Raw genomic sequence first — 26482 nt, 5'->3', positions numbered from 1 at the left:
TTGAAGAACCACAGTCGCCGGCGAACTTCATCAGAAATGATGGTGTGGAACGGCCCTTCGAACCGGCATCAAAAGTGCCTAACGTGGTCGCGCAGAGAGGCGCCACAAAGGAAGGACCGTTCCATGGAGAAGATTATCACAGTGGGTTTGGATTTGGCCAAGTCGATCTTTCAAGTTCACGGCATCTCCGAAAACGGGAAAGTCCTGGTTCGCCGCACATTGCGGCGATCCCAGGTTCTGCCCTTCTTTCGGGGCCTACCAGCTTGCTTAGTAGGCATGGAGGCCTGTGCGAGTGCCCATCACTGGGCGCGCGAGATCGCGGCGCTGGGCCACACTGTCCGCATGATGCCGCCAGCCTACGTGAAGCCTTACGTCAAACGAAACAAGACCGACGTGGCGGATGCTGAAGCCATTTGTGAGGCGGTCACCCGCCCGACAATGCGGTTCGTGCCGGTGAAGACTGCCGAACAACAAGCAGCCAGCATGATTTTGCGAACGCGAGAGATGCTGATGAGGCAGCGCAGCCAGACTGCAAACGCCTTGCGTGCTCATATGGCCGAATTGGGCATTATCGCCGGAAAAGGCATGGCAAGCATCGCAAAACTCCTGGTGCTTCTCCGGGACGACAAAGACAATAGGATCCCCGGCGCTGCCCGCTTTGCCCTGATCCAGTTCGCTGAACAGATTGAGCTGCTTACAACCCGCATAGAGAAGCTCGACAGAGAGATTTTGGTTGCCGTCAGACAGGACCCCGATGCCAGGCGCCTGATGAGCATTCCGGGCGTCGGTCCTCTCATCGCCGCTACCGTTCGGACATCGGTCTCGGATCCTCGCAGTTTTGCGACTGCACGAGATTTTGCGGCTTGGATGGGGTTAACACCGAGGGCACAGTCGAGCGGCGGGAAAGAAAGGCTCGGGGCAGTATCAAAGCCTGAAAATCGGCACCTACGGACGCACTTGATCGTTGGTGCGACCTCAATCATCAAGCTTGGCAAGCGAGGCTCGAAAGTCCCGCTCTGGATTCGGACCATGCTGCAAAGACGGGCCGTCAAGCTCATAGCGGTGGAGTTCGCCAATAGCTTGCGCGCACCATCTGGGCCTTGCTGGTCAGAGGCGGCATCTATCATGCGTCGCGTGCAATGCTGAAACCTAATCTTAAGAAGTCTCCGGCGGAAGAAGAAAGCTGCCGAGGAGGCAAGGTGCAAATCTGGATGAACCCGAATGACGACATTCCCGGTCGCAATCAGACCGCCTGGCTTACTGCGCTTCGAGCGCGAGAAATTGATTGGCCGATTGCTTCCGCGGATATCATCGTGGCCAGCGGCCGGGCGCCGCGTTTACAGGTCGAATATATGACCGCACCGTCATCCCTCGTTCGATCAGAGAACGATCTTGCAGCCCGGGCCGTTCCACACATGAGTCAGAGCCAAATTTGGACGCCGGTTGACAGCGCGACTCGATCGGCAGATATCTCGACTTCTACAACCGCGCATCAGAACACCCCTCTGTCTATGTTGTTGAAGAGAAAAGACTTTGCTGATTGGGATTCGATCCCGTGGGGTATCTTGGGTTCTGTCGCGCTCGTTCGGCGATAGATCGAGCAGCAGTTGTTATCAGCGAGCTGCGGGCGAAGATCCAAGGACCATCCGACAGAGGATGGATGGCTTCGATTTCACCGGCTTCAGCGGCCAGCCGGAGCGTCTTGGGCGCGATCTTCAGGAGCTTGGCGGCGTTGCTGAGGTTTAGCCAGGGCTCGATGCCGTCCTCGGCGGGCTTTGAACACCGGGATGCGATAGTTCGAGCGCAGCGAGGTAACACGCTCGCGCGTCCAGCGATTGCCGTTACCGGTCTCGAGGCCGTTGCGGTTGAGGAGGCCGGCGATCAGATCGTCGCTGGCGATCAGCACCAGTCGGCGCACAGCCTCGATGATGTTGGCGGAGGTGCTGTTACGCTGCCCGCGCCGGCGCTTGGGCAGGCGTATCTCGCTGTGAACGCCGCCGACCCAGTGGACGATGAGGACGATCTCGGAGGCCGCATCGTCGATATCGGCCACGACCTCATGGATGAGGGTGCGCACAACGCGCTTCTTGAGGCGAGCATCCGTCGTCGGCGCATCCCAGACCGCTTTGAGGTTCGAGGCTAGATCGCCGAGCGAAGCTGGATCGGCAATGGGGACCGGCGTCGCCGCCTCATGCATTGCGATCTTGCCCTCGACCTCCGCCGCGTGAGCGAGCGCCCTGTGCCAGCGCGCTTCAAGCTCGCCCGCCACCAGCCGGTTCGCGGGGTCAGCGGCATCGTACTGCCGGAAGGCCCGGTCGGCGGCATAGCGCGCCGCTTCGAGGTCGCGACTGAGAGCATCGCGCACCTGATCCCGCCGTTCCCTGGCTTCCTTGGCGGCCGCGGTTGCAGCGGCGATAGCGCCCGGACCGACGACGCCAAGCAGCGCTTCCTCGACTGCATCATCGACGCGCAGTCCGCCGAAGCGGGCCACCATTGTCCATCCAGGCGCGGCTGCAGCTGTAGCGGGATATGGTGCTTCATGCCGGAGTATCGGAGTGTGAGCTTGCGGCCGCAGCGCTTGCACCGGATCAGGCCGGCCAGCAGCCCGTCACCATGCTTGGGCGCGCCGTGATGCCGACCGGTGGAATGTTGCTGCTGACCATAGTGCGGATCGCCTCGAACCTCTCCCAGCTCACATACCCTTCGTGGGTGTTGGGCTTCAGCGCCAGCCATTCGTTCCGCGCCTTGCGGCGGATCTTCACGCTCACGCCTGCGGCGCTGTATCCCGCCGCCACAGCCGTCTTACCATAGGCATAGGCGCCGCCGTAGGCCGGGTTCTCAATGATCCGGTGGATGGCGGAGTAGCTTGGTCGCCGCCAGGCCGTGTCGCCGCTGGTCTGCTTCACCGGCAGATCGAGATTGTACTCGTGGAGCCAGCAGAGCGCCTGTCGCGCGCTGCCCAGTTCCTCGACCTTGTCGAACACCAGCTTGATCGCTTCCTGGACACGCCGATCCGGATCTTTCTCATAATGGTCGCCGGCCTTCACGAAGCCGACGGGCGCCGCCACAACCAACTCGCCCCGGCGCGCCTTCTCGTAGCGGGCCGAGAGCGAGCGCTGGCGCAACAGATCCAGCTCGTACTCGTTGAGGCTGCCCTTGAGCCCGAGCAGCAGGCGGTCGTTACCGTGCCTCGGTGCATAGATCGTCTCCTGATCGACCAGGACGGTATCGACCACACGACACATCTCGATGAGTTGCTGCCAATCCCGGCTGTTGCGAGCGAAGCGCGAGACCTCGCGGGCGCAAACCGCGCCAACCTTACCGAGGCAAACCTCCGCTACCATCCGCTCGAAACCGGCGCGTTGTACCCCGCCGGCGGCTGAACGACCGAGATCATCATCGATCACTTCAATCTCTGACCACCCGAGCGCCGTCAGCCGGTCCCGCATGGCGTACTGCAACGCACTGCTCTCGCGATTGTGCAACACCTGATGCGCTGAGGATTGACGCACGTAAAGAAGCGCCTTGCGCTCGAGATGATGAGGCCTGACCTTGTCAGAAGTCATGACCGACCTCCTTCGCGCGCGGCGTCGCCGTCGTCGCAGCATGGTCGAGGATCAACTGCGTCATCAGACTCATAAGGGCCGCCTGCGCTTCCGCCGGCAGCTCCGACCATGCCGGCGCGCCGATGGCGCCGTTCGACAGGCCGCTCCCGAACAGATCCATCTGCTGCTGCGGCCGCGGTCGTTGATTGTGTCGGTATCCGCTCCCTGGCATTGCCGTCTGGCTTGACATGAGTCGCTCCCCGATTCTGGCCGTGAGAGCCTCTGGATGCGCCAGAAAGCGGGGCAGCTGATGGCGTTCGATCCTTCAACGCTAGATCGAGAAGCGCAGAAAGCGCCGCAAGTGCATCGATCCTAACAAGCGGCTGAGCTGTCAGAAACCCGGCGTCATGGCATGCCGTCCGGTCGAACATCCATGCGGGAACTTCCAGCCAACGGTCTGCTTGCGATCCGTCCAGGGTGCAGCGAAAAACGACATCGTCGGCCTTGTCGATGGCCCCATGAACGCAAAACTCGGCGCCCAAACCAAGGATGATGCCGATAAAGAACCTCGCGAAGAACGGTCCTGTGGGCGTTCTCAAACGTCGTTGTACAACGCACGAAGGCCCCATTCGAGCCTTGACGACATGACCCCGGATCAAGCCTACTTCAACCTTCCGCCGCTCCGCGCGGCGGCCTAATCTCGGCAGAGGCTCCACTTATCGACGCGGAAAGTCTATTCAGACAAGCGGGACCAGCTCTCATCAAGAACCGCAATCCTAGAGCCTGACTGCGGCACCCTGTTTCACGAGCGTGTTGAGTGGAACGCTGCCTCGAAGCTGCCCTTCGTTTTCTGCAAGCTTCCTGGACAATTCCTTGAGTTTTCAATTAATGGCGAGCAGGACGATGGTAACTCAAACTGCTGTCCTTGTTCCTCGAACTAACTTCCAAACCTCCGGAGAATGAAGCTGAAAAGCGGGCGTGGCCCGCCTCTCATCACGCTGCAACAGGTTTGAAGGTGATACGGCCCGGCTCACCGGCCTTGCGGTGAGGCCGCATCACGATTTCGATACGCTGCTCGAACACCGTGAGCATTTTCATCAGGCGCTCGGCTGAATAGTTATGGTAGTCACCACGGAGCAGGTGAGACAGGTCAGGCTGCGAAATCCCGATCAGCTTTGCCGCTTTGATCTGGGTCAGGTTGCGTGCCTTGATCAGGCGATGCAGCTCGGTCACGATGCTGGATTTCAGCAGCCGTTCTTCTGGATTGGGCAACCCAAGATCGGCGAATATATTGCCGCTGCCCTCGTAAACTTCGATTTTGCGTTTGGTCATGGCTAGCGGCCTCCTTTGTCTGCCAGCGCACGATAATGCTCTTCAGCATCGCGCAGACGCGTTTTGATAGGTTCAATGTCTTGCTGGGAAGTGGCGATGCCCTTCTTCGCCTTCTTCTGAAAAACGGGGAGCACGTACACCATTCCGGCAAAGCGCACCGTATAAACGGCCCGGTAGGTCTTGCTGTCGAAATCGTCGACTAGCTCCAGGATAGCACGCCCGCCGAATCCTCTCAGCGCCTTTGCGGCTATTGGCTCCTCACCGTCCTGCACTTGGTGCAAGGCGTGCCCCCACCTTGGCGGGGAATCGCTTCAAGTCCTTACGGCTTTGAGCCAATAAAGACGCAGGGTTTAGGTACGGGCGGGTTTATGGGGGATGTCCCGATCGCTGTTGAACTAGGCCGGGCCGACGTTGCCGTAATGAATATTACGCGGCCCTAGTGACGTGGGCAACGGGGTTGATCGTCATGCGATTGGGGTGAACTTGAAGAGCCGCACGCAGAACCGACAATTGCTTATGCGCCTTCAATCGTCGGAAGCCCTTGTTGGCCTCGATCATGCCGGCCGCGACCCATCGCAAGGCCATACCAGCATCCCGCCAGCGTTTGACGTTGCGCGTGACGCGGCGAATGGTGCCCATCATGTTCTCGGCGATGTTGGTACAGGCGAGCGATCGACGCAGCTCCGTCGGCAGCTTCAACCGGACGACAGTCAGGATTTCGTCGAGGGCCTTCGAGGATGCTGCCGCGACACCGGGCCATTGCTGGTCGAGTCGACGCGCGAGATTGCGGATCAATTTTTCGGCCATCAGCGACCCCACTCATCCAGAACATGAAAATATGCGCCTCTGGGGCCCGAACAGTTCGATCCAAACGTTGTCGACCGGAAGGCGATCGAGGCCGCCCTCAACGCATTGTCCGGAATTTGGAAGCCACACCCGCGCAAGCTGCGATCAAAATAGACGCAAGCGCCAATCGAAAGGGCCGCAGAGCTACGCTTACAGTGTATCGGCTTCGCGCTTACGCTTAATCTGATACACTTCGATGTGCGGCGGCCACGGTCGTACTATGTTGTCCGAATGGTCGTCATTGTGAGCCCCCTTGCCAAAGATGACTCTTCTAACGGTGCTCTACGCTTACGTTACAGCGACAATGGCCGGCTTGAAGTTGCGCAACATTGCTGCCGAACGCTAACAGCGCGATTGTCGGGTTCGAACCAATGTCCCAAAGTTGACGCGTACATCCGCACCTGGCGCCTGGAGAACCTCAATTTTTCAGCGGCATGCCGCTTGCTTCATTCGGGCTCCGTACCCGATTTAGCGCGGAGGCGCTCGGTTGTGGATGGAAGCGCACACCGGAGTATTTTGATGCGATCTGGGCATCTTTTCTTGGGAGCCACCACATTCCCCTCGTCGCAAGCAGTGCGAGCAATTGGGCAGACCTTGAGCTACCAGTGCAACTGCCACAGGCTCTATGGAGCTGGTCCGGAGGATATGTTGGCGGGCACCTCGGCGGTGGTTACGGTCGTACGTCCTTCAGTAATCTCTACGGCTTGCCAGTCTATGGCGACCTCGTCGATACCCCAGGTGGGCAGATCGGCTACAATTGGCAGAAGAATAGCTGGATATTCGGCGTCGAGTTGGAGGCCAGCGGTGCTGTCTCCGACAACACAAATACCTGCCTCGCCGCCTGCGGCAATTTTGTGAATGCGAACTGCAAGGCAGGTCCCGACGTCTTCGCCACTGGCGCCGGTCGGGTCGGTTACGCCTTTGGCCCGCAGAGCCACGCTTTGGCCTACATCAAACGAGGCCTCTCTGGGCAGAGCAATCAGGCCGAGGTCGTGAATAACAACGAGTTTGGCGTGTGGCACAGGAGAAAACCCATTTTGCCTAAGATCGTGTCGGCGGCATCATCGGTATGGGCCTCGAGCAGGCGCTTACGCCTGCATGGCCCGTCAAGATGGAGTATGACCACCTGCATTTCCGCAGGCCGAGGCTCGATCCGCCTCCGACCGTGCAGTTTCCACCCTTTTGCAATTCTGCCGGCGAACACAACGCCTCCAGCAAGGGTCACGTCGCAAAGAAAGGGTCGGATTATCATTTTGGCGCCGAGCCGGGGACGGCGCAATGGGGCGACGTGCTGCTGCACTCGAAAGCATTCGATACCGTGCCGCCGATCGCTCACACAGCCGGCGGGTCATACGGCGGCTCGCGGCACTGGCTCAGCCGGGGACGCTTCCAACGGAATCGCAATGCAGTGCCTTATGCTCGCGAGCAGTCTCATGTCACGGCTCACGGACCACAGACCGGACGGAGTTTCCGGGGAATTATTTGGCCCCCTTTGACAGCCCTGGGGAGTATTCCTGAAGGGCAATATTGGCCTTGAACGCTTTAACCAAGGAACATTGAACGATAAAGATTGGGGGTGTCCTCATGGCGACTACACTGATGCCTCATACCAACACGATGTCGGGCCAGGCAAACGGCGGGTTCGCCTATTACACCGGCGACGCCGGTTACGAACTCCTGCAGGGCGCTAACTACAAGGTCGGCGGATTCATGGGCTGGACCTATTACGCACTGACCCCAGATTTGACAGGATGCGCCAAGGTCGTCAGCCGTCCGTGCGTGACGCCAGGTGACAGGATCATGGGCACCGAGGATACTGATTGGAGTGCGCTTCGTGTGGGCTTGAGCGCCGGAGGACCACCTTTGCTGAACAACGCGGCAATGGTGGCGGAGAAGTCCCGACTGAAGCTTGCTGTCCTACCTGATGGCCAAAAACTTCAGCGCCGGCCTCGGCGGCCGCTATTGGGCGATGTCGACTAAAGAGCACAGTAACGACACGTGCAACGGCAGCCTTTGCTTCGGTGATGATTCACCATGTTTTGCTTTCGCGAAGCTCAGCATCAAGCGCTGGGTATGTTCTTTCAAGCCTCCTACAGATTGAATTGAGAGGAAGTTCTTTGAACCACTTCAGCGCCACGCTCGCGATCGTCTGGCGAATCGCCGCCCCGTATTTCCGGTCGGAGGACAAATGGGCCGGCCGCGGCCTGCTCGCCGCCGTCATCGCGATGGAGCTGGCGCTTGTCGCGATACATGTGTTGGTGAACCAGTGGCAGAACCGGTTCTACGGCGCGCTGCAGGCAAGTGACTGGGATAGCTTCGTCAGGCAGATCTGGATCTTCGTCGCCCTCGCGTCTGGCTATATCGCACTGGCCGTCTACAAGCTGTACCTGAACCAGTGGCTCGAGATCCGCTGGCGGCAATGGCTGACCCGGCACTATCTGAGCGAATGGCTGCAAGGCGCCACCCACTACCGCATGCAGCTCAAGGGCGATGCGGCCGACAACCCGGACCAGCGCATCACCGAGGACGTCAAGAACTTCGTCGAGCAGACCCTGACCATCGGGCTCGGCCTGCTCTCGTCGATCGTGACGCTGTTCTCCTTCGTGATCATCCTCTGGGGGCTTTCCAACGCTGCGCCGTTGCACCTGTTCGGCGCCGACCTCATGATCCCCGGATATCTGTGCTGGGGCGCGCTGGTCTACGCGATCTTCGGCACCGCGCTGACGCACTGGATCGGTGCCCCGCTGGTCAATCTCAATTTCGAGCAGCAGCGCTATGAAGCTGACTTGCGCTTCAACCTCGTCCGCGTCCGCGAGAATTCCGAGCAGATCGCGCTGCTCAAGGGCGATGGCGCCGAGCGCGGCCGGCTGCTGGACCGCTTCGACTTCGTGATCGGCAATTGGTACGCCATCATGAGCCGTACCAAGCGCCTCACCGCGTTCACCGCGAGCTATCAGCAGGCCGCCGTGATCTTTCCCTACGTGCTGGTGGCTCCGGCCTTCTTCGCCAAGAAGATCCAGCTTGGCGACATGATGCAGACCGCCTCCGCCTTCTCCAGCGTACAAGGCGCACTATCGTTCTTCGTCAGGGCGTACCGGTCGCTGGCGGAATGGCGCTCGATCGTCGCCCGCCTCGACGGGTTCGAGATGTCGGTCGATGCGGCCGCAAATCTGCCGCCGCACGAGCCTGCGATTGCCCTCAAGGCGGCCGGCGGCCATCGCAATATCGCCCTCGAACAGCTCTGCGTGAACCTGCCGAGCGGCACGCCGCTGGTCGCCGCCGACGCCTTCTCCGTCCAGACGCCGGAGCGCGTGCTGGTGACCGGACCGTCGGGCTCCGGCAAGTCGACGCTGTTCCGGGCCATCGCCGGCATCTGGCCGTTCGGCACCGGCAGCATCTTCGTCCCGGAAAAAGCGAAGCTGATGATGCTGCCCCAGCGCCCCTATTTCCCGGTCGGCGTGCTGCGCGACGCGGTGGTCTATCCGGCCGCGCCGGGCGCATTCGAAACTGCACGCGTCAGGGACGCGCTGATCGCGGTCGGGTTGCCCGACCTCGCCGAGCGGCTTGAGGAGGACGGTCATTGGAACCGGATGCTGTCGCTGGGCGAGCAGCAGCGCCTCGGGCTCGCCCGCGCGCTGCTGCACGCGCCGGACTATCTGTTCCTGGACGAGGCCACGGCCTCGCTGGACGAGCCGTCCGAGGCCCGCCTGTACCGGCTGCTGGCGGAGAAGCTGCCACAGGCCACCCTCGTCTCGATCGGCCATCGCTCGACGCTGGAAGCCTTCCATACCCGCAAGGTGACGATGGTGAAGCACGGCTCGATCCACGTCCTCGGTGACGGTGGCGTGCCGGCCGAGAAAGAGCCGAGCGCGGCGCGCTGAGGCGCCAGCGGGCGCCGCGGAGCCCAAGCTCCTGTTGCGGCCGAAACCCTGAGCAACGCAACAGGGCGACTCCGGACCTTCTGCAGGAGGTGGGTCACTGCTCGGCCGTGTTTTAACCTCGCGAGTCCAGCGTCAGGTTCGAGTGAGTTTGCAAAGTCCAGCACCATCAACGTGGGATACGACGATGAGCGCGAATGACAAACAGAAAATCCCGTTGCAGAGCCTTACCGCTTTGGTGGTCGGCAGCTTGGTCGGCGCCGGCGTCTTTTCGGTACCGCGCAATTTCGCGCAGGCGACGGGCATTTTCGGGGCACTCATCGCCTGGGCCCTTGCGGGCGCGGGCATGCTGATGCTGTGTTTAGTGTTTCAGACTTTGGCCAACCGCAAGCCAGACCTCGATGCCGGCCTCTATGCGTATGCGCGTGCTGGCTTCGGGCCGTACGTCGGTTTCCTCTCGGCGTTCGGCTACTGGGCCAGCATATGCGTCGGAAACGTTTCGTACTGGATCCTGATCAAATCAACCCTCGGAGCATTTTTCCCAGTGTTGGGCCAAGGAAATACCCTCCCCGCCGTGCTCAGCTCGTCGGCCGGTATATGGGCATTCCATTTTCTGGTTCTGCGTGGCGTGAAAGAGGCGGCAGGAATAAACAAGATCGTCACGATTGCCAAGATCATCCCGCTGCTAGTATTCGTGTTGTTGACTATCTTCTATCTGAAGCCCGCTGTGTTCGCGGACAATCTCTGGGGCGACTCGGCTGGTGGCTATGGCAACCTCTTCGCTCAGGTCAAGGCGACGATGCTTGTCACCGTCTTCGTCTTTCTTGGTATCGAAGGAGCAAGCAACTACTCGCGCTTCGCTAAGAAGCGCGAAGACGTTGGTGTAGCCACGGTCGTAGGATTCCTTGGCGTTTTGGCTCTGTTCGCATCGGTTTCGATTTTAGCTTACGGCATCCTGCCCCGCGCCGAGATCGCGCAACTCCGCCAGCCTTCGGTCGGTGGCGTGCTCGAAGCCGCCGTCGGACATTGGGGAGCGGTGTTTATCACCGCTGGAGTGATTACCTCTTTGCTCGGCGCGTACTTGGCGTGGACTATGATGGCCGCCGAGGTGCTTTCGATAGCGGCGAAGAAGCAGGATATGCCGGCCTTCTTGGCGCGAGAGAACGCCAATCAAGTGCCCTCATCGGCACTGCTGATGACAGCGCTACTGAGTCAAGCAGTGCTTGTTACTACATTGGTTTCCGACGACGCCTTCTCCTTCGCGCTGTCACTATGCAGCCATCTTTCGTTGATACCCTATTTTCTCTCTGCGGCTTTTGCGCTGATGCTGGTGCTTCGCAAAGAGACTTATGAAAAACATTCAGGCGATCTCGCCAAGGACACCATTATTGCGGTGTTGGCGACGCTCTACACGATATTTCTACTGTTTGCCGGTGGGATGAAGTTCTTGCTGCTTGGAGTTATTATCTATGCCCCAGGCACCATCCTCTACTACATGAGTCGACGAGAGTTAGGTAAGCGGCTCTTCACACCGGCCGAGTGGCTCTTGTTCGGCGTAGCTGTTGTCGGATGCATTGTCGGCATACACGGCTTGGCCACGGGGTACATCAGCATCTAGACCGTAAAACGGAACACCATCTGGCAATCGCAAATGAGCAAAATCTTGGTGTACACTCGGACGTCGGTCAGTTACGCAAGGTGATGGGCTGTGCGCCGGGCCTGGCTGAGACGCGATTGCCTCCCTCCAATTTGCGATCAGCTGTTGCGATGATGTGCTACGGCTAGTGTCCTGAACCAGAAGTTCGCGACATTGGGTTGTGTTTTGCCGGGGCATTGTATCGGCAGAAGCGTTCGATGGAAGCAAGGATGTCATCGGCGGACTTAGTCCATCGGAACGGTTTTGGATCGGCGTTGTGTCGGTCGATGAACGAAGTGATGTCAGCCCTGAGAGCGGCGATTGTCGGTGAGGAGCGCGAAGAAGCGCTCGACCTGGTTGAGCCGTGACGAACTGGTCGGGGTCAGATGCACGTGCCAGCGCGGCCGTTTAGCCAGCCATTTTCGGATCACGGGGGTCTTGTGCGTGGCGTAATTGTCCATGACGAGATGGACGTCGAGTTCACGCGGACGACAGCCTCGATCTCGTCGAGGAACTTGCGGAACTCAGCAGCACGGCGTCCGTAGCACTTGCCGATGATCCGTCCGCTCGCAATGTCGAGGGCGGCGAACAGCGATGTGGTGCCGTGCCTCGTATAGTCATGGCTTCTTCGGGCCGGCTGGCCGGGACGCATCGGCAGCATCGGCTGACTGCGGTCCAGCGCCTGGATTGGGATCTCTCATCCACACATAGAACAATGGCATGCTCGGGTGGCGAGACGTAGAGGCCCACAACGTCGCGCACTTTGGCCACGAAGTTTGGATCGGTCGAGAGCTTGAACGTCTCCATCCGGTGCGGCTGGAGCCCGAAGGCCCGCCAGATGCGTTGCACCGTCGATACCGACAGGCCGCTGGCCTTCGCCATGTCGCGGGAACTCCAATGGGTGGCGTTCTCGGGGCGACTCTCCAACGTCCTCACGATCACGGCTGTGTTTCGGCATGGAATAAGCGACGATCGTAAGCGTCGCTCTGAGGCCCATTTGATTGGTGCTTGACGTCTATTTTGAACGCGTGGTGCGCCGGCGCGGCTTCCATATTTCCGACAATGCGTTGACGGCGGCCTCGAGCGCCTTCCGGTCGACGACGTTGGGATCAAACTGCTCAGGGCCCCAGAGGCGCATTTGTTCGTGCTCCGGATGGGTGGGGTCGCGGATGGCGTCGAGGTATTCGGTATAGCCTGACGCACCGCCGACATCTTCCGGAGGACAACGGCCGGCGGCCTCGAGCAAGAGGGGAAGTCCCTCCGTTGTCGTGTTGTCGAACCACTTTTCGAGCTTGATCACGTGATCCCAGCTGTCGCCGAAGTCGTAGAGATAATGGATCGTCTTCGCGCCGGTCTCGTGAACGATATTGGAGAGCCGCGTCTTGCGAGCATCGATGGGCTGAGGGCCAAAATCTCCATCGGGATCAGGGATACCCCAACGTCCTTCGCCAGCCAAAAACTCGAAGAGATGGCTATTCGTCCAGCCAAACGCCGCCTGAAGCGTCAGATGCAGCCGATCAAGGCGCAGCGTGAGCGGCACGACAAGGCATCGCATCACCTCCGGTTTCACGTCCTCGAGGGTCACCTTGATCCGGACCGCGGTCGTGCTGAGGCTCATGCCGCAAGCCTCGGATCTTGTGCATGCATCGTATAGGTGGATGCCCAGGGAAGCAGTTCGTCCAGCCGTGCCGCCGGCCAGCCATTGACGAGCTTTGCCAGAACGTCGGCAAGCCAATACTCGGCGCTGACGCCGTTGAGCTTACAGGTCTCAATGAGCGACGCCAGCAATGCCCAATTCTCAGCACCCTCGTCACACCCGGCGAACAGGGCGTTCTTGGCATTGAGCTTGATCGGCCGCATCGCACGCTCGACTGCGTTGGTGTCCATTTCGATGCGCCCGTCATCAAGGTAGAGCGTCAAGCCGTCCCAATGACGCAGTGCATAGCGTAAAGCTTTCGCCGTCTCACTCTTCTGCGCGAGGTGACCAAGCTTCGCCTCAAACCACTGCTTCAAGGCTGCAGCCAACGGCCGGGCATGCGCCTGCCGGCCCGCGCGGCGCTCGGCGTCAGATCGGCCACGGAGGACTTTCTCGACCGCGTAGAGCTGGGCGATGCGCTCGAGGGCCTCGCGGGCAACCGGCGCCGGCGCCGGCGAAGCCTCGCGCTCGATCTTCACAAACTGGCGCCGGAGATGCGACCAGCAGAATGCGAGCGTCCCGGACAAGGCGTCCGCACGCGTCTCTCGCATCATGGTCTTGTAAGCCTGATAGCCGTCGCAGTGGATGATGCCGCGATAGCCTTCGAGCAGTCGCAAGCCATGAACGGCGCCGCGGCCTGGTGCATAGGCATAGACCACGCCGGGCGGATCAGGCCCGGCCCAAGGCCTGTCATCGCGCGACAGCGCCCAGAAGTAGCCGGTTTTGGTCCTGCCGCGCCCGGGATCCAGCACCGGCGCCGGGGTCTCATCGACACAGAGCTTCGGAGAGGCGAGCAGAAGCTGGCGCAGACGATGCCACAAGGGCTTCAATTCCTGGGCCGCATAGCCGACCCAGAAGGCGAGCGTGGAACGGTCGATGGCAATACCGTGCGTCGCCAGCATCTGCGTCTGGCGGTAAAGCGGCAAATGCCAATGATACTTGGCATCGATCACATGCGCGACGAGCCGCTCGGTCGGCAGTCCTCCCCTGATCAATCGCTCGGGAGCAGCATGCTGGAGGACGACGCCGTGACAGGCGCGGCAGGCCAGTTTGGGGCGGCGGGTGACGATAACGCGATACTGCGCCGGTACGACGTCCAGCCTCTGGCTCTCATCGTGACCGATCTCAAAAAGGTCGCCTGCGCAGCATGGGCAGCAGGTTGCAGCGGGCATCAGGTCCTCGATGATGCGCGGCAAATGCTCCGGCAGCTTGCCACGATTGGCCCTGCGCTCGGCAGCTCTCTTCTCGCGTGTTTTGGGATTGGCGCGGTCCTCGGCTGCTTCGAGAGCCGCGACAGCCTGATCAATATCCTCCAGAATAAGCTGGAGCTGATCAGCGTCAAGCTTTTCCGACGATCGACCGAACTGCGCGTCTTTTGCAAGCTTGAGCAACCGCTCGAGCCTGGCGCAGCGATCCAGCAGAGCCGCGGCAAAGGCACGCAACTCGGCTGGATCGCTCGGCAGTTCATCAGGCAAATCACTCATTGGCCCGAGTCTGCCATGCTTCGCGCCCCGATGCAGCGAAGATTTTATGTCCTACGCAAGCGCTTTCGGCTGCGGGATTCGAGGCGCATGCATGCGTGTCCAATCCATGCCGGCCAGAAGCGCGGACAACTGCGCGGCGTTCATTCGCATGACGCCGTCAACGACCGGCGGCCAGTTGAAGGCGCTGCCCTCAAGCCGCTTCCAACACAGCACGAGGCCACTACCATCCCAGACCACGATCTTCACCCGATCAGCGCGCTTCGCACGGAAGACCACCGCCACGCCCTTCATCGGATCGTGGCCCAGCGTCTCCTTCGCCAACAGCGCCAGACCATCCGCGCCCTTCCTGAAGTCTACAGGTCGGGTCGCAACGTAAATCATGAGGCCAGCGGGAGCCGTCAGCATGAACGTGCCCGGCGCAACGCAACAAACACATCACTCAGCACGGCAAGTCCAGGCGTCCCTCGCACCTCAACTCGTGCCCCCTGGAGCTCAACCGTCACAACGGCTGCTTCCGGCGATGAGGAGGGCGCGGCAGCCGCCGATGGCGACGATTCCGACACCAACGGCACAAACGACAGTGCACCCGCCGCAGCTGGCAGCACCAGTTGACCTAAACGCGCCCGGCGCCGCCAGTCATGCACCTGCTGTGGCCGGCAGCCATGCCGGCGTGCGATATCTGTTACAACCGCGCCCGGCTCAAGGCTTTCCGCGACAATCCGGGCCTTCAAATCATCCGGCCACTGCTTACGGCCTGCGCCGGCGTACACTTCGATACGCTGTGTCAATGGTCGTCTTATGTCGTCCGAATGGTCGTCCATTATGAGCACCCTTGCAGAAGATGACTCTTCTAACGGTGCTCCCAAGATCGCGCACAGACAATCTAAAGGGCCGCGGCGCTACGCTTACCGACGATCTGATCGCCGGCCTCCTCAACCGCAACGGCCTCGAGACCGGTAACGGCAATCGCTGGACGCGCGAGCGTGTTACCTCGCTGCGCTCGAACTATCGCATCCCGGTGTTCAAGCCCGCCGAGGACGGCATCGAGCCCTGGCTAAACCTCAGCAACGCCGCCAAGCTCCTGAAGATCGCGCCCAAGACGCTCCGGCTGGCCGCTGAAGCCGGTGAAATCGAAGCCATCCATCCTCTGTCGGATGGTCCTTGGATCTTCGCCCGCAGCTCGCTGATAACAACTGCTGCTCGATCTATCGCCGAACGAGCGCGACAGAACCCAAGATACCCCACGGGATCGAATCCCAATCAGCAAAGTCTTTTCTCTTCAACAACATAGACAGATGGGTGTTCTGATGCGCGGTTGTAGAAGTCGAGATACCGGCCGATCGAATGTCGCGCCTCGCCGACGGTTTCGTAGGCTCGCAAGATAGACCTCCTCGTATTTTACGCTGCGCCATAGCCGCTCGACGAAGACGTTGTCCCGCCAGGCACCCTTGCCGTCCATGCTGATCGCGATGTCGTGGCTGGCGAGGACGCCGGTGAAGGCCGCCCCAGTGAACTGGCTGCCCTGGTCGGTGTTGAAGACCTCCGGCTTGCCGTGACGGACCATCGCGTCCTCCAGCGTCTCGACGCAGAACGCCGCCTCCATGGTGATCGACAGCCGCCACGACAGCACACGGCGGGTCGCCCAGTCGAGCACCGCGGCGAGATAGACAAAGCCACGTGCCATCGGGATGTAGGTGATATCCATCGCCCACACCTGATTGGCCCGCTCGATCGCCAGACCGCGCAGCAGAGCTGCCGCGGCTGATCTTCAAAACTTCCGCCTGCCTGGTGATCGACAGATCGTGTCCACGGTCGATCATCGCTTTGCGCTCAGCAATCCCGCCTTGGTGAGCGCTCCTTCTAAAAAACTGGTCTCAGCGCTGCTCGATTCGCGGGCCTATCGTGCCCGTCGTCAGGCAGAAACTCCACTTAACGTCCTGTGCAGATTTCCGGAGCCGGCTCTGACGGAGCGCATGATGACGACGAAGACGAGACGCAAGATCGATGCGGCACTGAAGGCAACGATCGCTCTGGAAGCCGTGCGGGAGCAGGCGACGATGGCCGATCTGGCCCAGCGCTATGAGGTTCACCCGAACCAGATCTATGCCTGGAAGAAGCAACTGCTGGACCAGGCGGCCCGGGCCTTTGACGCGGGTGTCGGGCGGGAGAGCGAGGACGCTCGCGAACGCGAGATCGAGAAGCTGCACGCCAGATTGGACAACTGACAGTCGAGCGCGATTCTTTAGCGCGGAGGTCCGGAAGATGAGCACGCCGGGACGTCGAGGAATGCTCGATCGCGCCAACATGGCGCTGTCGATTCGCCGGCAATGCATGTTGCTTGGCATCGCGCGCTCTGGGGTCTACCGGCCGCCACGGCCAACCAACGACAACGACCTTGCCTGATGCGGCGCCTCGACGAGTTGTTCACCGCCTGGCCGTTTGTAAGCGCGAAGCCGATACCCTTGCTTCAGAATTCGAATGAACGTGCGAAAGAAGCCTCCGGCTTGGACGGAGGTTTGGGATGGGATTGGACAGCAAAAAGGACGTCCATTTGGACGGCTCAACGAGGGGGTCGGTGAGCCGGCTGGAGGTTCTTGAAGGACCATCGGGGCGCCGCGTACGTTCGGAAGCCGAGAGAGCTCGGATCGTCGCCGAGAGTCTGTTACCCGGTGCCCAGGTGTCCGAGGTGGCGCGCAAGCACGGAGCGACGCGCTGGCAGATCTACGATTGGCGGCGGCGGTTTCGACAGCGAGGCATGTTGCCGCCGCGCGAGGCATCGCAGCCGACATTCGCGCCGCTGGTCGTGGAAGGTGCGTTGGAGGAGCGTCAGGTTCCGGCGATCAAGCTCGAGATCGCGATCGGCGATGTCGTGCTGCGGACGGACACAGCCATAGATGGCGAGCAGCTGTCCCGTGTGATCCGCGCGATGCGAGCGTCACGATGATCGCGGCCGGTGCCGATCTGAAGATTTACATCGCGACGCGGCCGATCGACTTCCGCTGTGGCCACGATGGGCTTGCGGCGAAGGTGCAGGAGATGCTTCGTCTCGACCCGTTCAGCGGCGCAGCCTTCGTGTTCCGATCGAAACGAGCGGACCGGATCAAGATTTTGGTCTGGGATCGAACGGGTCTGGTGTTGGTGCACAAGCGTCTTGAAGGTTGCAAGTTCGTTTGGCCAACGATCGCAGACGGCGTGATACGGATATCGCCGGCGATGTTCGCAGCCCTGTTCGAGGGGCTGGATTGAAGGTTGGTCCGCCCGGAAGAAGCGCGGCGTCCCCAGGCGGCTGGATAACTGCGGCAGAATGACTCGGAAGCTATTTTGAATGTGGCACGCGCGGCGGCGATGTGCTCGAAATAGCGCATGAGCATCGCGGCGCTGCGCGACGAAAATGAACAATTGAAAGCGCTTTTGGCGCAAACGCAGGCGGCCTTGAGCGAACATCAGGCGGCGCTGGCGACGTCGGAAGAGGCGCGGCGTCGGTTGGAGGTCATTCTCGGCGAATTGCGACGCGAGAAGTTCGGCGCGACGTCCGAGAAGCTGCGGCCAGATCAGTATCACTTGCCGCTGGAAGACGTGGAGATCGCGCAAGGCATCCTGGACGCGGCGCAGGAGAGAGCCGAGGCTGTGATCAAGGGCCGATCGCGGAGCGCGCCGGATCAAGGTTCTCATCGCAACCGCGGCTGCCTGCCTGCCCATTTGCCGCGGGTGGAACGGATCATCGAGCCTGCGAGTACGCTTTGCCCGTGCGGTTGCGGCGCCATGACGAAGATCGGCGAGGACGTCAGCCAGCGCCTCGACGTGATCCCGGCGCAATGGCGCGTGCTGATCACACGCCGCCCAAAATACATCTGTCGCCGCTGCTCCGGCCCCGTCGTGCAGGCGCACGCACCGGAGCACGTCGTGCCCGGCGGGCTGCCGACCGAAGCGGCCATCGCGCATGTGATCGTCTCCAAATTTGGCGACCATACGCCATTTTACCGTCAGGCCGAGATCTATGCGCGCCAGGGCATCCGGCTTGATCGGGCGACACTGGGCAACTGGTCCGGCCGCGCCTGCTTCCATCTTCAGCCCATCGCGGAACACATGCGCCACCACCTGGCCATGGCGGATCGGCTGTTCATGGACGAGACCAAGGCGCCGGTACTCGATCCGGGGCGCGGCCAAACGAAGAAAGGCTACTTCTGGGCGATTGCCTCAGACGACCGCGGCCACAGCGGCCCAAGTCCGCCGATCGTGCTGTTCCGATATGCCCCCAGTCGCAGCGGTGCCTTCGCTGAGCAGTTCCTAGATGGCTTTGGCGGACGCTTCCTGCAATGCGATGCCTATGACGGTTATGATCGACTGACCGAAGTCGCTCGACTGCAAGGGCCTTGGACGCTCGTGCATTGCTGGAGCCACTTGCGCCGACGCTTCGTCAAATTGGCCCGCAATAGCAAATCGCCGATCGCCGAGGCCGCCATTCGGCACATCGCACAGCTTTACGCCATCGAAGCCATGGTGCGCGGCTCATCGCCGGACATCCGGCTCGCCGCACGAAAGGAGCATTCGTTGGCTCTCGTCGCCGCTTTGAAAATGTGGTTCGAGAAGCAGCTGTCGATGATCTCCAGCGGTTCGACGCTCGCCGAGGACATCCGCTACGCGCTCAATCACTGGCAGGGTCTGACCCGCTTCCTCGAAGACGGGCGCCTCGAGCTCGACACGAACCCTGTCGAGAACGCCATCTGGCCAGTCTGCCTGACCAGAAAAAATGCGCTCTTCGCCGGTCATGAGGTCGGAGCCGAAAACTGGGCCTTGCTCGCCTCGATCGTCGCCACCTGCAAGCTCAACGACGTCAACCCGGCCGCCTACATCGCCGAAACACTCGAGACGATCATCGACGGCCATCCCCATAGCCGCATCGAAGACCTCATGCCGTGGCGATTCCGCAAAACGTCAAGCCAGCCTCAATAGGGTTGCGGCTAAGCGCTTACGGCCGTTCCTGGGCTCGCGGCGAATGACCGCGATGCTGAAGGCTGAGGGGCTTCCGGTCAATCGCGAGCGCGTGCAGCGGTTGATGCGCAAGATGGGCATAGCGGCGCTGGGCCCGGAGCCGAACACGACAAAGTCGGCGCCGGGCCACAAGATCTATCCCTATCTGCTGCGCAACATGACGATCGACCGGCCGAACCAGGTGTGGGCGGCCGACATCACGTATCTGCCCATCGGCCGCGGCTTTCTCTATCTCGTCGCCATCATCGACTGGGCGAGCCGTGCGGTTCTGGCGTGGCGTATCTCCAATACGATGGATACCTCGTTCTGCCTCGCTGCAGAGGACGCTCTGGCACGGTATGGCAGGCCGGAGATCTTCAACACCGACCAAGGCAGCCAATTCACCGGTGCGGCCTTCACTGGCGCGCTGGCGGGCGCAGGGATCAAGATCTCCATGGATGGCCGCGGTCGTTGGATGGACAACGTCTTCATTGAGCGGCTGTGGCGGTCTCTCAAGCATGAGGACATCTATCTCATGCGCTATGCCGACGGCCGCGAGGCCAAGGCAGGCATTGCAAACTGGATAGCCTTCTACAACGATCGCCGCCTTCATCAGGCGACGGCTATCGCACGCCAATGGCGGTCTGGCGCGAACGGATCTAGGCCGCGAAGACTGTGGACATGGTGGACAACGCTGACGCGTTGACCACATGCCCACAGCAACTGCAGCAGACAGAGTCTCTGGCAGCGCGATAGAAAAGGATCAGGAGCGGTCAGTTTCCAACTAACAAACCGGTTCAAGGGTCCCGCTCCGCGGGTCCATTTCAGTCTATCAAACGGAGCAGCCCCTTCAACTTGGCATGTGGTCCCAAAATCGGGGTCCATTTCAGTCGACCGATGCTTTCAACCACGGCGGCACTCCGGAGTTCGCACCGATCTCCGCCTTCGCGCTGCGCCACAACGAGATCAGCCAGATCCTTTCGACCACGCCCAGCCAGTTCGAGCCGATGCACCGGCGCAAAGCCAATGGCGACGTCGATCCGCGACCCTGGTGCCAGGGGCCGTCGGCGTGGGCGCCGTTGCTGGACGCCAGCAACGGCAATCATGGCCTGCTTCTGCCCATCTTGCTGCACTGTCGCGACGATCAGGGCCGGCCGCTGCTCGGACCGCCACGAAGCGGGCGCGAGAACAGGGATTCCTGTGATACCGACCAACATCGGGATCGAATTCCATCAGCGCGCTCTCTAGAGATCCGCGGCGTGCAAACGAAGATCCTGGATCTTCACCTGATGGCGAAGCTACATGGCTCTCGATGGCAAATATTCCAAGACGAGTGGTTCTGCAATCACGCCTAGATCACCCCAACCGATCATCTCATTTGTTGATGGGATACAGTATCAAGATATCCATTCTTCACTCCTGTCGACCGTGTACCGAGCACAAACTCTCCGACGGCACCCTCGCGATAGTAAGGCCGGCCGGAAGCCTCTGCGAAGAGATCCGAGTCTCCCCCGCCAAGCGCACAGCTCGCCAACCCCATTGCTGTAGCGGTGAGATACATGGTCTGATAAAGCGCACCAAGGTCCTTGAGCACGAGGGCATAGCCCATGGATTCGTATTTCCAGAACACCCGGTCGAAGCGGGCCGTGATAAGGAATAGCACGGGAGGGTGTCCAGCCTTTCCCAAGGTGTACCACGCCGATTGAAGTAACCGCTCTGTCGCTGCGTTAGGCGCCTGCACCAGGCACAGCTCGTGCCTTTGCGGATGATAGTAATACAAACCGGATGATATGCCTTCGCACTGCCGTATCAACGGATATACTTCCAGTTCATGAACGGCCCCTCCTCCAGGTGACGGTCTTAGCGCCGTTTGCCATTCGCCCGCGTCAGATGAGACCGCTTTTGTCCGGCAGGACCGGAACAGAAACTCGCCAAGCTGTTCAAGTCTGAGCGGCGCATCACCAAACTGACGGATTGACCTTCGATCTTCCAGAACCCGCGCGAACGGGGGGTCGGATTCGCGGAGATGATCGATGTTAGGCCGCGGGAGCGAGACTCTCTTTTCGTAGGCGATAGGCATGACCGCGTCCGGCGCCGGATATGACCCGATACCTCGGAATGTGCCCCCGTAACCATAACCATGCCTACCCAGCCGGCTGCGGCTGTGGAACAGCAGGTCGTGATAGTCCCAAAGCGATTTATCGCCCGGATCGTCTTTGTCAACGTCGTGCAAAATCCCCGCGAAGGCGAGCGTCGGCAGAAGCAATCGGCTGCACGATCTTTTAGACAACGCACGTAACTCGCGTCCGGAATGAGGCCGAACAAGCGTCATCACAAGACGAAACGTCTCTGGGTCGTGTAGGACGACCGATGTGTTGGAAAGCGGGCTCTCAATACGCCATCGTCCGCCCTCTGGACGGATGATCACGTACGCTGACAACACATATTCAACGACATCATCCAGCAGCTTATCCCAGTTATCTGTCTCAAGAAAGTTGGAGGGAAATGGCTCAACCGTCACCAGCGGCGAACCGCCAGATGCCTGTTCCGTGCCAGCTATCATCGAACGGGTGCAAAGCCGTTCAAGGATGATATCCAGGACAGGCATCCCAGCAATGCCGTCTTTCTCCCAACAGATGGTGCGCAATGACTCAATGTTGGCCTCTACGCGTGCGAGCTTGTCGATCGCTCCTTTCACACCCAGGGGGATCGACGGATCGGAATTGATCTGATCCACAACGGCTTTGCGCGCGGCGTGGTTCGCTTCACCAGAGGGAGCGGGGCCTCTGAGTTCCAGATTCAGGACCGCCACGGAATCCGCGATCACCCCATCAGAAAAAGATGCCATAGGGATTGAGTTCTTCCTCTTTGAGCACGCGACCTGTCCAATTCAACTCCGCCGGCACGTCAAACAGCCGACCCGGCCCGAAACGCTTCCAAAAGTGCCGCATACCAGGAACCATCACTTTCACGACGGACAATTCTACGTCTGGCTGAGACTGATCGAGGATCAATACTTCGAGGAAGCGATCGTGAATTCGCTTTAAGACGATTTCGAGTGTTTGATCGAGGCTGTTCACCCCAGGGTGCCCCAGATCGTCGATGCTGCGTGCAGGAACAGCTCTGTTGGGGCTAAGGTACGACTGTTTCTCGACCGTTGCGGTCTTCCACCATTTGATGGCTTCCCGCTCCGGGAACCAATAAAGCGTTTGGCCTTTGGCATCCCTCTTCGAGACCGAAGGTAAAAACTGATTTAGCTCCGCGATGGCTCGCAAAGCAGCCACGTTTGCGTCGAGATGCGCCCCAAAGCCGATGATAATATCCTGGGATACACGGTCGCGCGCGCGAGAAATCGCCGCCACCACGGGGATTCGAAAGTCGCTCGTGATGTCAAGAAGCCAAATATCGCGGCCCATTTCAGAGTAATGGTCGTGAAGTTGATCGACATAGCTGTCGCGGAGAGAGGACAAGACAATCTCGGGCCTTCGAGCATAGTTGTACCACCACATGGCGACGGCATCCCGCTCGACGAGTTCAAGCAGCCCCTGAAGGATCGCCTCTTCCTTTGAGTTTCCGGCCGCGTTGCCGTTGGAGTCGCAACTACAAAAGAACCGAGCTCGCAAGTCAGGATGACCGAAGTAGCAGTACGCGCTTGGAACATGAACGAAACGATCACGTGTGAGCGAATATGCGGGCGACCAGTCGATCAAGTCGGTTTCCCGGAACGGAACGGGAACGCGATGAAATCCCGACGTGTGCTCGTGATTCCATTGCTCGCGATCACGAAATTGCGCGGCACTAAACAGCATTAAATCGTTGGGCAATATTGCTGGTTCGGCCAACCCTTCAAAACTGCTTCTGATGCAAGGCTCATCGCCACGGTAGACGCCCGAGTACCGTTCGATCGCCTCGCAAATCGCGCCGACTTTCGCGTCGATATCCCGGGCTCCCTTTCCGCCGCTTCGGCCACGTAAATTCAACAGAGCGAAACGCAAGTCATGGTGCATCATCGCGAAGCTATGCCCAGACGCATAACTGTGCGTTAAGCCGTTTCGAACCCCTACAGGCTCCAGCGTACGAACAACCCCTGTGAGGTGACTCACATGCTTTTTCAAGCGGTCATACGTGATTTCGGCAGGAAATATCCGACTCCCGGTTGCATAAACGGTTCCGGAGCCTTTGGAGAAAAGCGCATAGTCCATTGCCGATCGAGCAGGCAGCGCCCCAGTTCCGCACACGTTGCATTGCGGTCTCTTCACTAACGCGTGCCTGCGGGATACCATCGTGGTTGTCTCAATGGCGAGGAGTTCTCCAGAGAGATCGTGGGAAGGACCGATCGCAATGGCTTTTAGGATCTCATGCGCCGATATCGCCGCGGCCAAACGAAGTGAAGCGGCGTGAAATGCAACCCCACTATTTTTGCTCTGCGCCAGATTTGCGTTCTCCAGAAACGCTTCGATCTGTCGGTTCGATTCCAATCGCTGCGCAAGGCAGGCCCAGCATCCGCTGCTGGCAGGACGGAAGATCGGTCCTACAAAGATCTCCCGGCCGCGCAGCTTAAGCAGCATCCACGGATTGTTTTTTGCCAAAGCCTGGCGATTGAACTCCGGGATAATGGGGTCGAGATAGTCACCAACAACGACAATTTGGAAATCCGCGCTGCCGTCGTTTGCAATGCCCAACTTTTGCAAGGCTCGAATCATCTCGCCCACTGCTTTGTGATCAGACCCGGTGACGTACACTGGACGTGTCGAGATAGCGTGCTGGGCGCGCTCGGGGTGCGCGCCGTATTGATGCCAAAATGCCGCTACGTCGCGAGAGGTGGAGGTTGCTTCGGCAAGTAACCCCTTCTCATTAAGGTAATCCAGGACATATGAAATTTCCGGCGGGCTGATCGTATCCTGCAGCTCATCGAAGAACTGCCCAAGAGTTCGGCCGTGATCAAGGAGCGGTGCCAGCAAAGGGAGATGACGTCCGGTCATGACGTCGCACTTGTCGCCTTCGATGACTAGGAGCGTCTGATGATCGACAATCTCTACGCGCAGGCAAGCCTTCCATTGAACGGCCCGTCCAGCCTCCAGAAGCGCATTTAGTCCATTTTGCATTTGATTAAATTAGGGTTCGGAACTCAACAGGGATGTCTTTTTGAAGCTAAAGCGCTACATCTTCGCAGCGCTTTGCGACAATGTCGGACAGCAGGAGCAGGCGCGAAGGCAACAACGGCACGGTCCCGAGGGCGAACCGCCCAATTCCGGCTGGGAGAGGGATATAGAATGTTTATCGCATTCTGGACCGCGCCTTCCATCTGCTGGCGGCTGACATGCTCGGCTGAAAATACAAAGGCTAACCGGCAGCTTACCGAAGAAAGTATCCGCTCCCGGCACAGCCGTCGGTTAACCACAGCAGGAGCAGCAAGGGGGGCAGCAGCAGCAGCAGGGGGGGCTACCCTGGTCGGGGTCATCAGACGAGCCCGGCGTAAGACCGAGACCTGGCTTCGGAGGGATGTAGAATGTTACGCTCTTGTGGGTGGCATCGTCCACCTGCTGGTCGTATCCGGCGATGCTTGGCTTGCCACTTGCGTCCTTGAAGCTGACCCAGCTCGGCACGTCTGAAAATCCGTAGGACTTCAGCAATGCTGGATTGCTTTGGATCTGCGCCTGCAGCCCGGGATCTGCCCACACGGCCCGGATCAATTTCGAGTATGCGACACGAAAATCACTCATTCTGTCGTTCTCCTTTTGAATCGCCTATCGATCTCCCTTTGGAAAGCGCATCATGTCGAACCTCATTCATTCACGCGAAACTAACAATCGGCACTATGTTGTTCCGTTGGACTCGCTACAGCTTGGAACGTAGACGCGCTCCTTCTGAAGACGAGTAACCACGGCGACACCAACAAGCGCATTGTTACGTAAAAGAAAGGGCCGTGCCATGATACGCTGGCACCTTCAGTACGCGCACTAGAGGATCGTCCTCCGCATTCTTGCTAATCCAATCCGACGCAGCTTCGAACCGTAACGAGAGATCCGACGGCGACACCGAAGTAACGGTTGGATTTGTCGTCCGCTGTCGCCATAGGGGCGACTGGACCGGCCGCCGCTTCCGACCGCACACGCCCGACCGCCACTGGAGGCTTACCGGGACGGGCACCCAGTGTAGGATGGTCGTTCGGGGCCTGAATTATCGTTAGGTTCAGCTCGGTCGAGTTTAACGCGCCCGCTGCCGCTGCCGCTGCCCTGGATTGAAGCGCGTCGAGCGTTAGCATTTCCTCGCGAAGAGAAGATCCCAGGATCAACTTCTGCACCGGCGCACCCAATCCGACGCTATCGAGCTTTTGTTGCAACGGAGCCGCTTCGCTAGCAATTCGCTGGCGGGCGGCGTCCGAGATGTCATCCAGCTTTATCAAAGTGCTAATTCCCCACAGTCTTGATATCAGTCCACGGGTCGACTCAAGAGCCAAGTCCATAAGCTGACAGGAGCTTCGAGAGGGACCACGGCTGGTCCAATATCGGGCCAAGGATCATTGATGTCTACACTCTGTGTCTGCTTATCGACGCCTTGCGCTACCACAAGATGGCGACCGCCACCGACCATCTGAACTCCACCTCGACAGGATGTCCCGATCCCGCAATTTGATCAAGAAGCTGATCAAAGTTATCGTGTCTCCAGCATGCGTCGATTGCATCCCGAGCATTTCGTGAAGCTGCTGCACCTTGGAAGCCGTGGAGGTGCGATTACAAGTCGGATTGTCCCAATCGTCGTTGAAGCGTCCCTCTGGTGGGGCTCCCGTGCAGCAATTTCCATCGGGAATGAGCGCTGATGCCGCCTGACAAAGTTTTAATGACCTTTAGCGTGAACGAGCGAGCATCGTCGCGCACGCAGCCCAGCACCAATTGCGCCGTTTGTCCGACATAGGGTACTCCGAGGATGAGCTTGTCAGGCGCACCGCCCAGTTTGGGCGTAACAGGCCGACCTAGTTCACCAGGAACTATAAGTTCAAAAGGATGCTGCGTCATCGGAAGTGTTCCCCCTGTCGCTAGTGCAACCACCGCGCGCTTGGCGGTCATAGAGAGTGCTCGGTTGCGTTTTGAACT

19 protein-coding genes and 7 pseudogenes are annotated in these 26482 nt (G+C 59.9%); 11 read left to right on the top strand and 15 right to left on the bottom strand.

Features of this window, described 5'->3' with window-relative positions; all coding sequences use genetic code 11:
- Window positions 1-123: 123 nt before the first annotated feature.
- Window positions 124-1142 (top strand): annotated as a pseudogene (locus IVA93_RS39670) (IS110 family RNA-guided transposase); the annotation flags it as partial.
- The gene (locus IVA93_RS39665) at window positions 1140-1595 is read left to right on the top strand and encodes a hypothetical protein (RefSeq protein WP_247790181.1); all 456 of its coding nucleotides are present in this window, start codon (window positions 1140-1142) and stop codon (window positions 1593-1595) included. The pseudogene IVA93_RS39670 and the gene IVA93_RS39665, both read left to right, overlap by 3 nt.
- On the opposite strand, the pseudogene IVA93_RS39660 reads toward IVA93_RS39665, so the two are convergent.
- From IVA93_RS39660 to IVA93_RS41085, 6 genes and pseudogenes are all read right to left on the bottom strand, one after another.
- Window positions 1510-3566 (bottom strand): annotated as a pseudogene (locus IVA93_RS39660) (recombinase family protein). The gene IVA93_RS39665 and the pseudogene IVA93_RS39660 sit on opposite strands and share 86 nt — an antisense overlap.
- Entirely contained in the window at window positions 3556-3726 is a 171-nt protein-coding gene (locus tag IVA93_RS39655; protein ID WP_247293539.1) for a hypothetical protein, read from the bottom strand. Before IVA93_RS39655 ends, IVA93_RS39660 begins: the two are co-directional and overlap by 11 nt.
- An 812-nt stretch (window positions 3727-4538) precedes the next feature.
- Window positions 4539-4877 (bottom strand): helix-turn-helix domain-containing protein, encoded by a 339-nt coding sequence (locus IVA93_RS39650; RefSeq protein WP_247365166.1) that lies wholly within the window; start codon window positions 4875-4877, stop codon window positions 4539-4541.
- Window positions 4878-4879: 2 nt separating this feature from the next.
- A complete protein-coding gene (locus IVA93_RS39645; protein ID WP_247365381.1) occupies window positions 4880-5149 on the bottom strand; it encodes a type II toxin-antitoxin system RelE/ParE family toxin in 270 nt (89 codons plus the stop codon).
- Between the two features lie 154 nt (window positions 5150-5303).
- Window positions 5304-5681, bottom strand: a pseudogene (locus tag IVA93_RS39640) (IS256 family transposase); the annotation flags it as partial.
- Window positions 5682-6346: 665 nt separating this feature from the next.
- The gene (locus IVA93_RS41085; RefSeq protein ID WP_346771689.1) at window positions 6347-6745 is read right to left on the bottom strand and encodes a hypothetical protein; all 399 of its coding nucleotides are present in this window, start codon (window positions 6743-6745) and stop codon (window positions 6347-6349) included.
- Between the two features lie 562 nt (window positions 6746-7307).
- On the opposite strand from IVA93_RS41085, the gene IVA93_RS39630 reads away from it, so the two are divergent.
- The 3 genes from IVA93_RS39630 (at window position 7308) to IVA93_RS39620 (ending at window position 11219) form a co-directional block, all read left to right on the top strand.
- The gene (locus IVA93_RS39630) at window positions 7308-7703 is read left to right on the top strand and encodes a hypothetical protein (RefSeq protein ID WP_247365176.1); all 396 of its coding nucleotides are present in this window, start codon (window positions 7308-7310) and stop codon (window positions 7701-7703) included.
- A 137-nt stretch (window positions 7704-7840) separates the two neighbouring features.
- On the top strand, window positions 7841-9604 hold the full coding sequence (locus tag IVA93_RS39625) for an ABC transporter ATP-binding protein/permease (protein ID WP_247365178.1): 1764 nt from the start codon (window positions 7841-7843) through the stop codon (window positions 9602-9604).
- A 184-nt stretch (window positions 9605-9788) separates the two neighbouring features.
- A complete protein-coding gene (locus tag IVA93_RS39620) occupies window positions 9789-11219 on the top strand; it encodes a basic amino acid/polyamine antiporter (RefSeq protein ID WP_247365180.1) in 1431 nt (476 codons plus the stop codon).
- 163 nt (window positions 11220-11382) lie between these two features.
- Here IVA93_RS39620 and IVA93_RS39615 read toward each other — a convergent pair.
- The 5 genes and pseudogenes from IVA93_RS39615 to tnpA (IVA93_RS39595) form a co-directional block, all read right to left on the bottom strand.
- A pseudogene (locus IVA93_RS39615) lies at window positions 11383-12179 on the bottom strand (IS630 family transposase); the annotation flags it as partial.
- A gap of 73 nt (window positions 12180-12252) precedes the next feature.
- A complete protein-coding gene (locus IVA93_RS39610; RefSeq protein ID WP_247384563.1) occupies window positions 12253-12855 on the bottom strand; it encodes a plasmid pRiA4b ORF-3 family protein in 603 nt (200 codons plus the stop codon).
- Window positions 12852-14417, bottom strand: coding sequence for an IS66 family transposase (gene tnpC / locus IVA93_RS39605; RefSeq protein ID WP_247476114.1), 1566 nt, complete (start codon window positions 14415-14417; stop codon window positions 12852-12854). Before tnpC (IVA93_RS39605) ends, IVA93_RS39610 begins: the two co-directional genes overlap by 4 nt.
- Before the next feature lie 51 nt (window positions 14418-14468).
- The gene (tnpB, locus tag IVA93_RS39600) at window positions 14469-14822 is read right to left on the bottom strand and encodes an IS66 family insertion sequence element accessory protein TnpB (RefSeq protein ID WP_247790149.1); all 354 of its coding nucleotides are present in this window, start codon (window positions 14820-14822) and stop codon (window positions 14469-14471) included.
- Entirely contained in the window at window positions 14816-15238 is a 423-nt protein-coding gene (tnpA, locus tag IVA93_RS39595; RefSeq protein ID WP_247365184.1) for an IS66-like element accessory protein TnpA, read from the bottom strand. The genes tnpB (IVA93_RS39600) and tnpA (IVA93_RS39595) overlap by 7 nt, the downstream gene beginning before the upstream one ends.
- Before the next feature lie 89 nt (window positions 15239-15327).
- Here tnpA (IVA93_RS39595) and IVA93_RS39590 point away from each other — a divergent pair.
- A pseudogene (locus IVA93_RS39590) lies at window positions 15328-15708 on the top strand (MerR family transcriptional regulator); the annotation flags it as partial.
- Here the strand turns inward: IVA93_RS39590 and IVA93_RS39585 are convergent.
- Window positions 15678-16291: pseudogene (locus IVA93_RS39585) on the bottom strand (IS3 family transposase); the annotation flags it as partial. The pseudogenes IVA93_RS39590 and IVA93_RS39585 sit on opposite strands and share 31 nt — an antisense overlap.
- Before the next feature lie 99 nt (window positions 16292-16390).
- Here IVA93_RS39585 and IVA93_RS41490 point away from each other — a divergent pair.
- From IVA93_RS41490 to IVA93_RS39560, 5 genes and pseudogenes are all read left to right on the top strand, one after another.
- Window positions 16391-16642: a transposase gene (locus IVA93_RS41490; protein ID WP_524536900.1), complete on the top strand. Its 252-nt coding sequence runs from the start codon at window positions 16391-16393 to the stop codon at window positions 16640-16642.
- A 296-nt stretch (window positions 16643-16938) separates the two neighbouring features.
- Window positions 16939-17361, top strand: coding sequence for an IS66-like element accessory protein TnpA (gene tnpA / locus IVA93_RS40845; RefSeq protein ID WP_247383198.1), 423 nt, complete (start codon window positions 16939-16941; stop codon window positions 17359-17361).
- The gene (tnpB, locus tag IVA93_RS39570; RefSeq protein WP_247790063.1) at window positions 17358-17663 is read left to right on the top strand and encodes an IS66 family insertion sequence element accessory protein TnpB; all 306 of its coding nucleotides are present in this window, start codon (window positions 17358-17360) and stop codon (window positions 17661-17663) included. Before tnpA (IVA93_RS40845) ends, tnpB (IVA93_RS39570) begins: the two co-directional genes overlap by 4 nt.
- 117 nt (window positions 17664-17780) lie before the next feature.
- Window positions 17781-19370: an IS66 family transposase gene (gene tnpC, locus IVA93_RS39565; protein WP_247790148.1), complete on the top strand. Its 1590-nt coding sequence runs from the start codon at window positions 17781-17783 to the stop codon at window positions 19368-19370.
- A 22-nt stretch (window positions 19371-19392) separates the two neighbouring features.
- Window positions 19393-20051: pseudogene (locus IVA93_RS39560) on the top strand (IS3 family transposase); the annotation flags it as partial.
- 223 nt (window positions 20052-20274) lie between these two features.
- Here the strand turns inward: IVA93_RS39560 and IVA93_RS39555 are convergent.
- From IVA93_RS39555 to IVA93_RS39545, 3 genes are all read right to left on the bottom strand, one after another.
- A complete protein-coding gene (locus IVA93_RS39555; RefSeq protein WP_247365201.1) occupies window positions 20275-20490 on the bottom strand; it encodes a hypothetical protein in 216 nt (71 codons plus the stop codon).
- Between the two features lie 267 nt (window positions 20491-20757).
- Window positions 20758-22236 carry a SagB/ThcOx family dehydrogenase gene (locus IVA93_RS39550; RefSeq protein WP_247790147.1) on the bottom strand — a complete coding sequence of 493 codons (1479 nt, stop codon included), beginning with the start codon at window positions 22234-22236 and terminating at the stop codon, window positions 20758-20760.
- Window positions 22220-24493, bottom strand: coding sequence for a TOMM precursor leader peptide-binding protein (locus tag IVA93_RS39545; protein ID WP_247790146.1), 2274 nt, complete (start codon window positions 24491-24493; stop codon window positions 22220-22222). The genes IVA93_RS39550 and IVA93_RS39545 overlap by 17 nt, the downstream gene beginning before the upstream one ends.
- Between the last annotated feature and the right edge of the window lie 1989 nt (window positions 24494-26482).

The sequence above is a fragment of the Bradyrhizobium sp. 155 genome, from assembly GCF_023101105.1.
GTDB classification, from domain to species: domain Bacteria; phylum Pseudomonadota; class Alphaproteobacteria; order Rhizobiales; family Xanthobacteraceae; genus Bradyrhizobium; species Bradyrhizobium canariense_D.
Note: the sequence above shows the minus strand (reverse complement) of the source record. Positions and strands in the feature narration are given on the sequence as shown.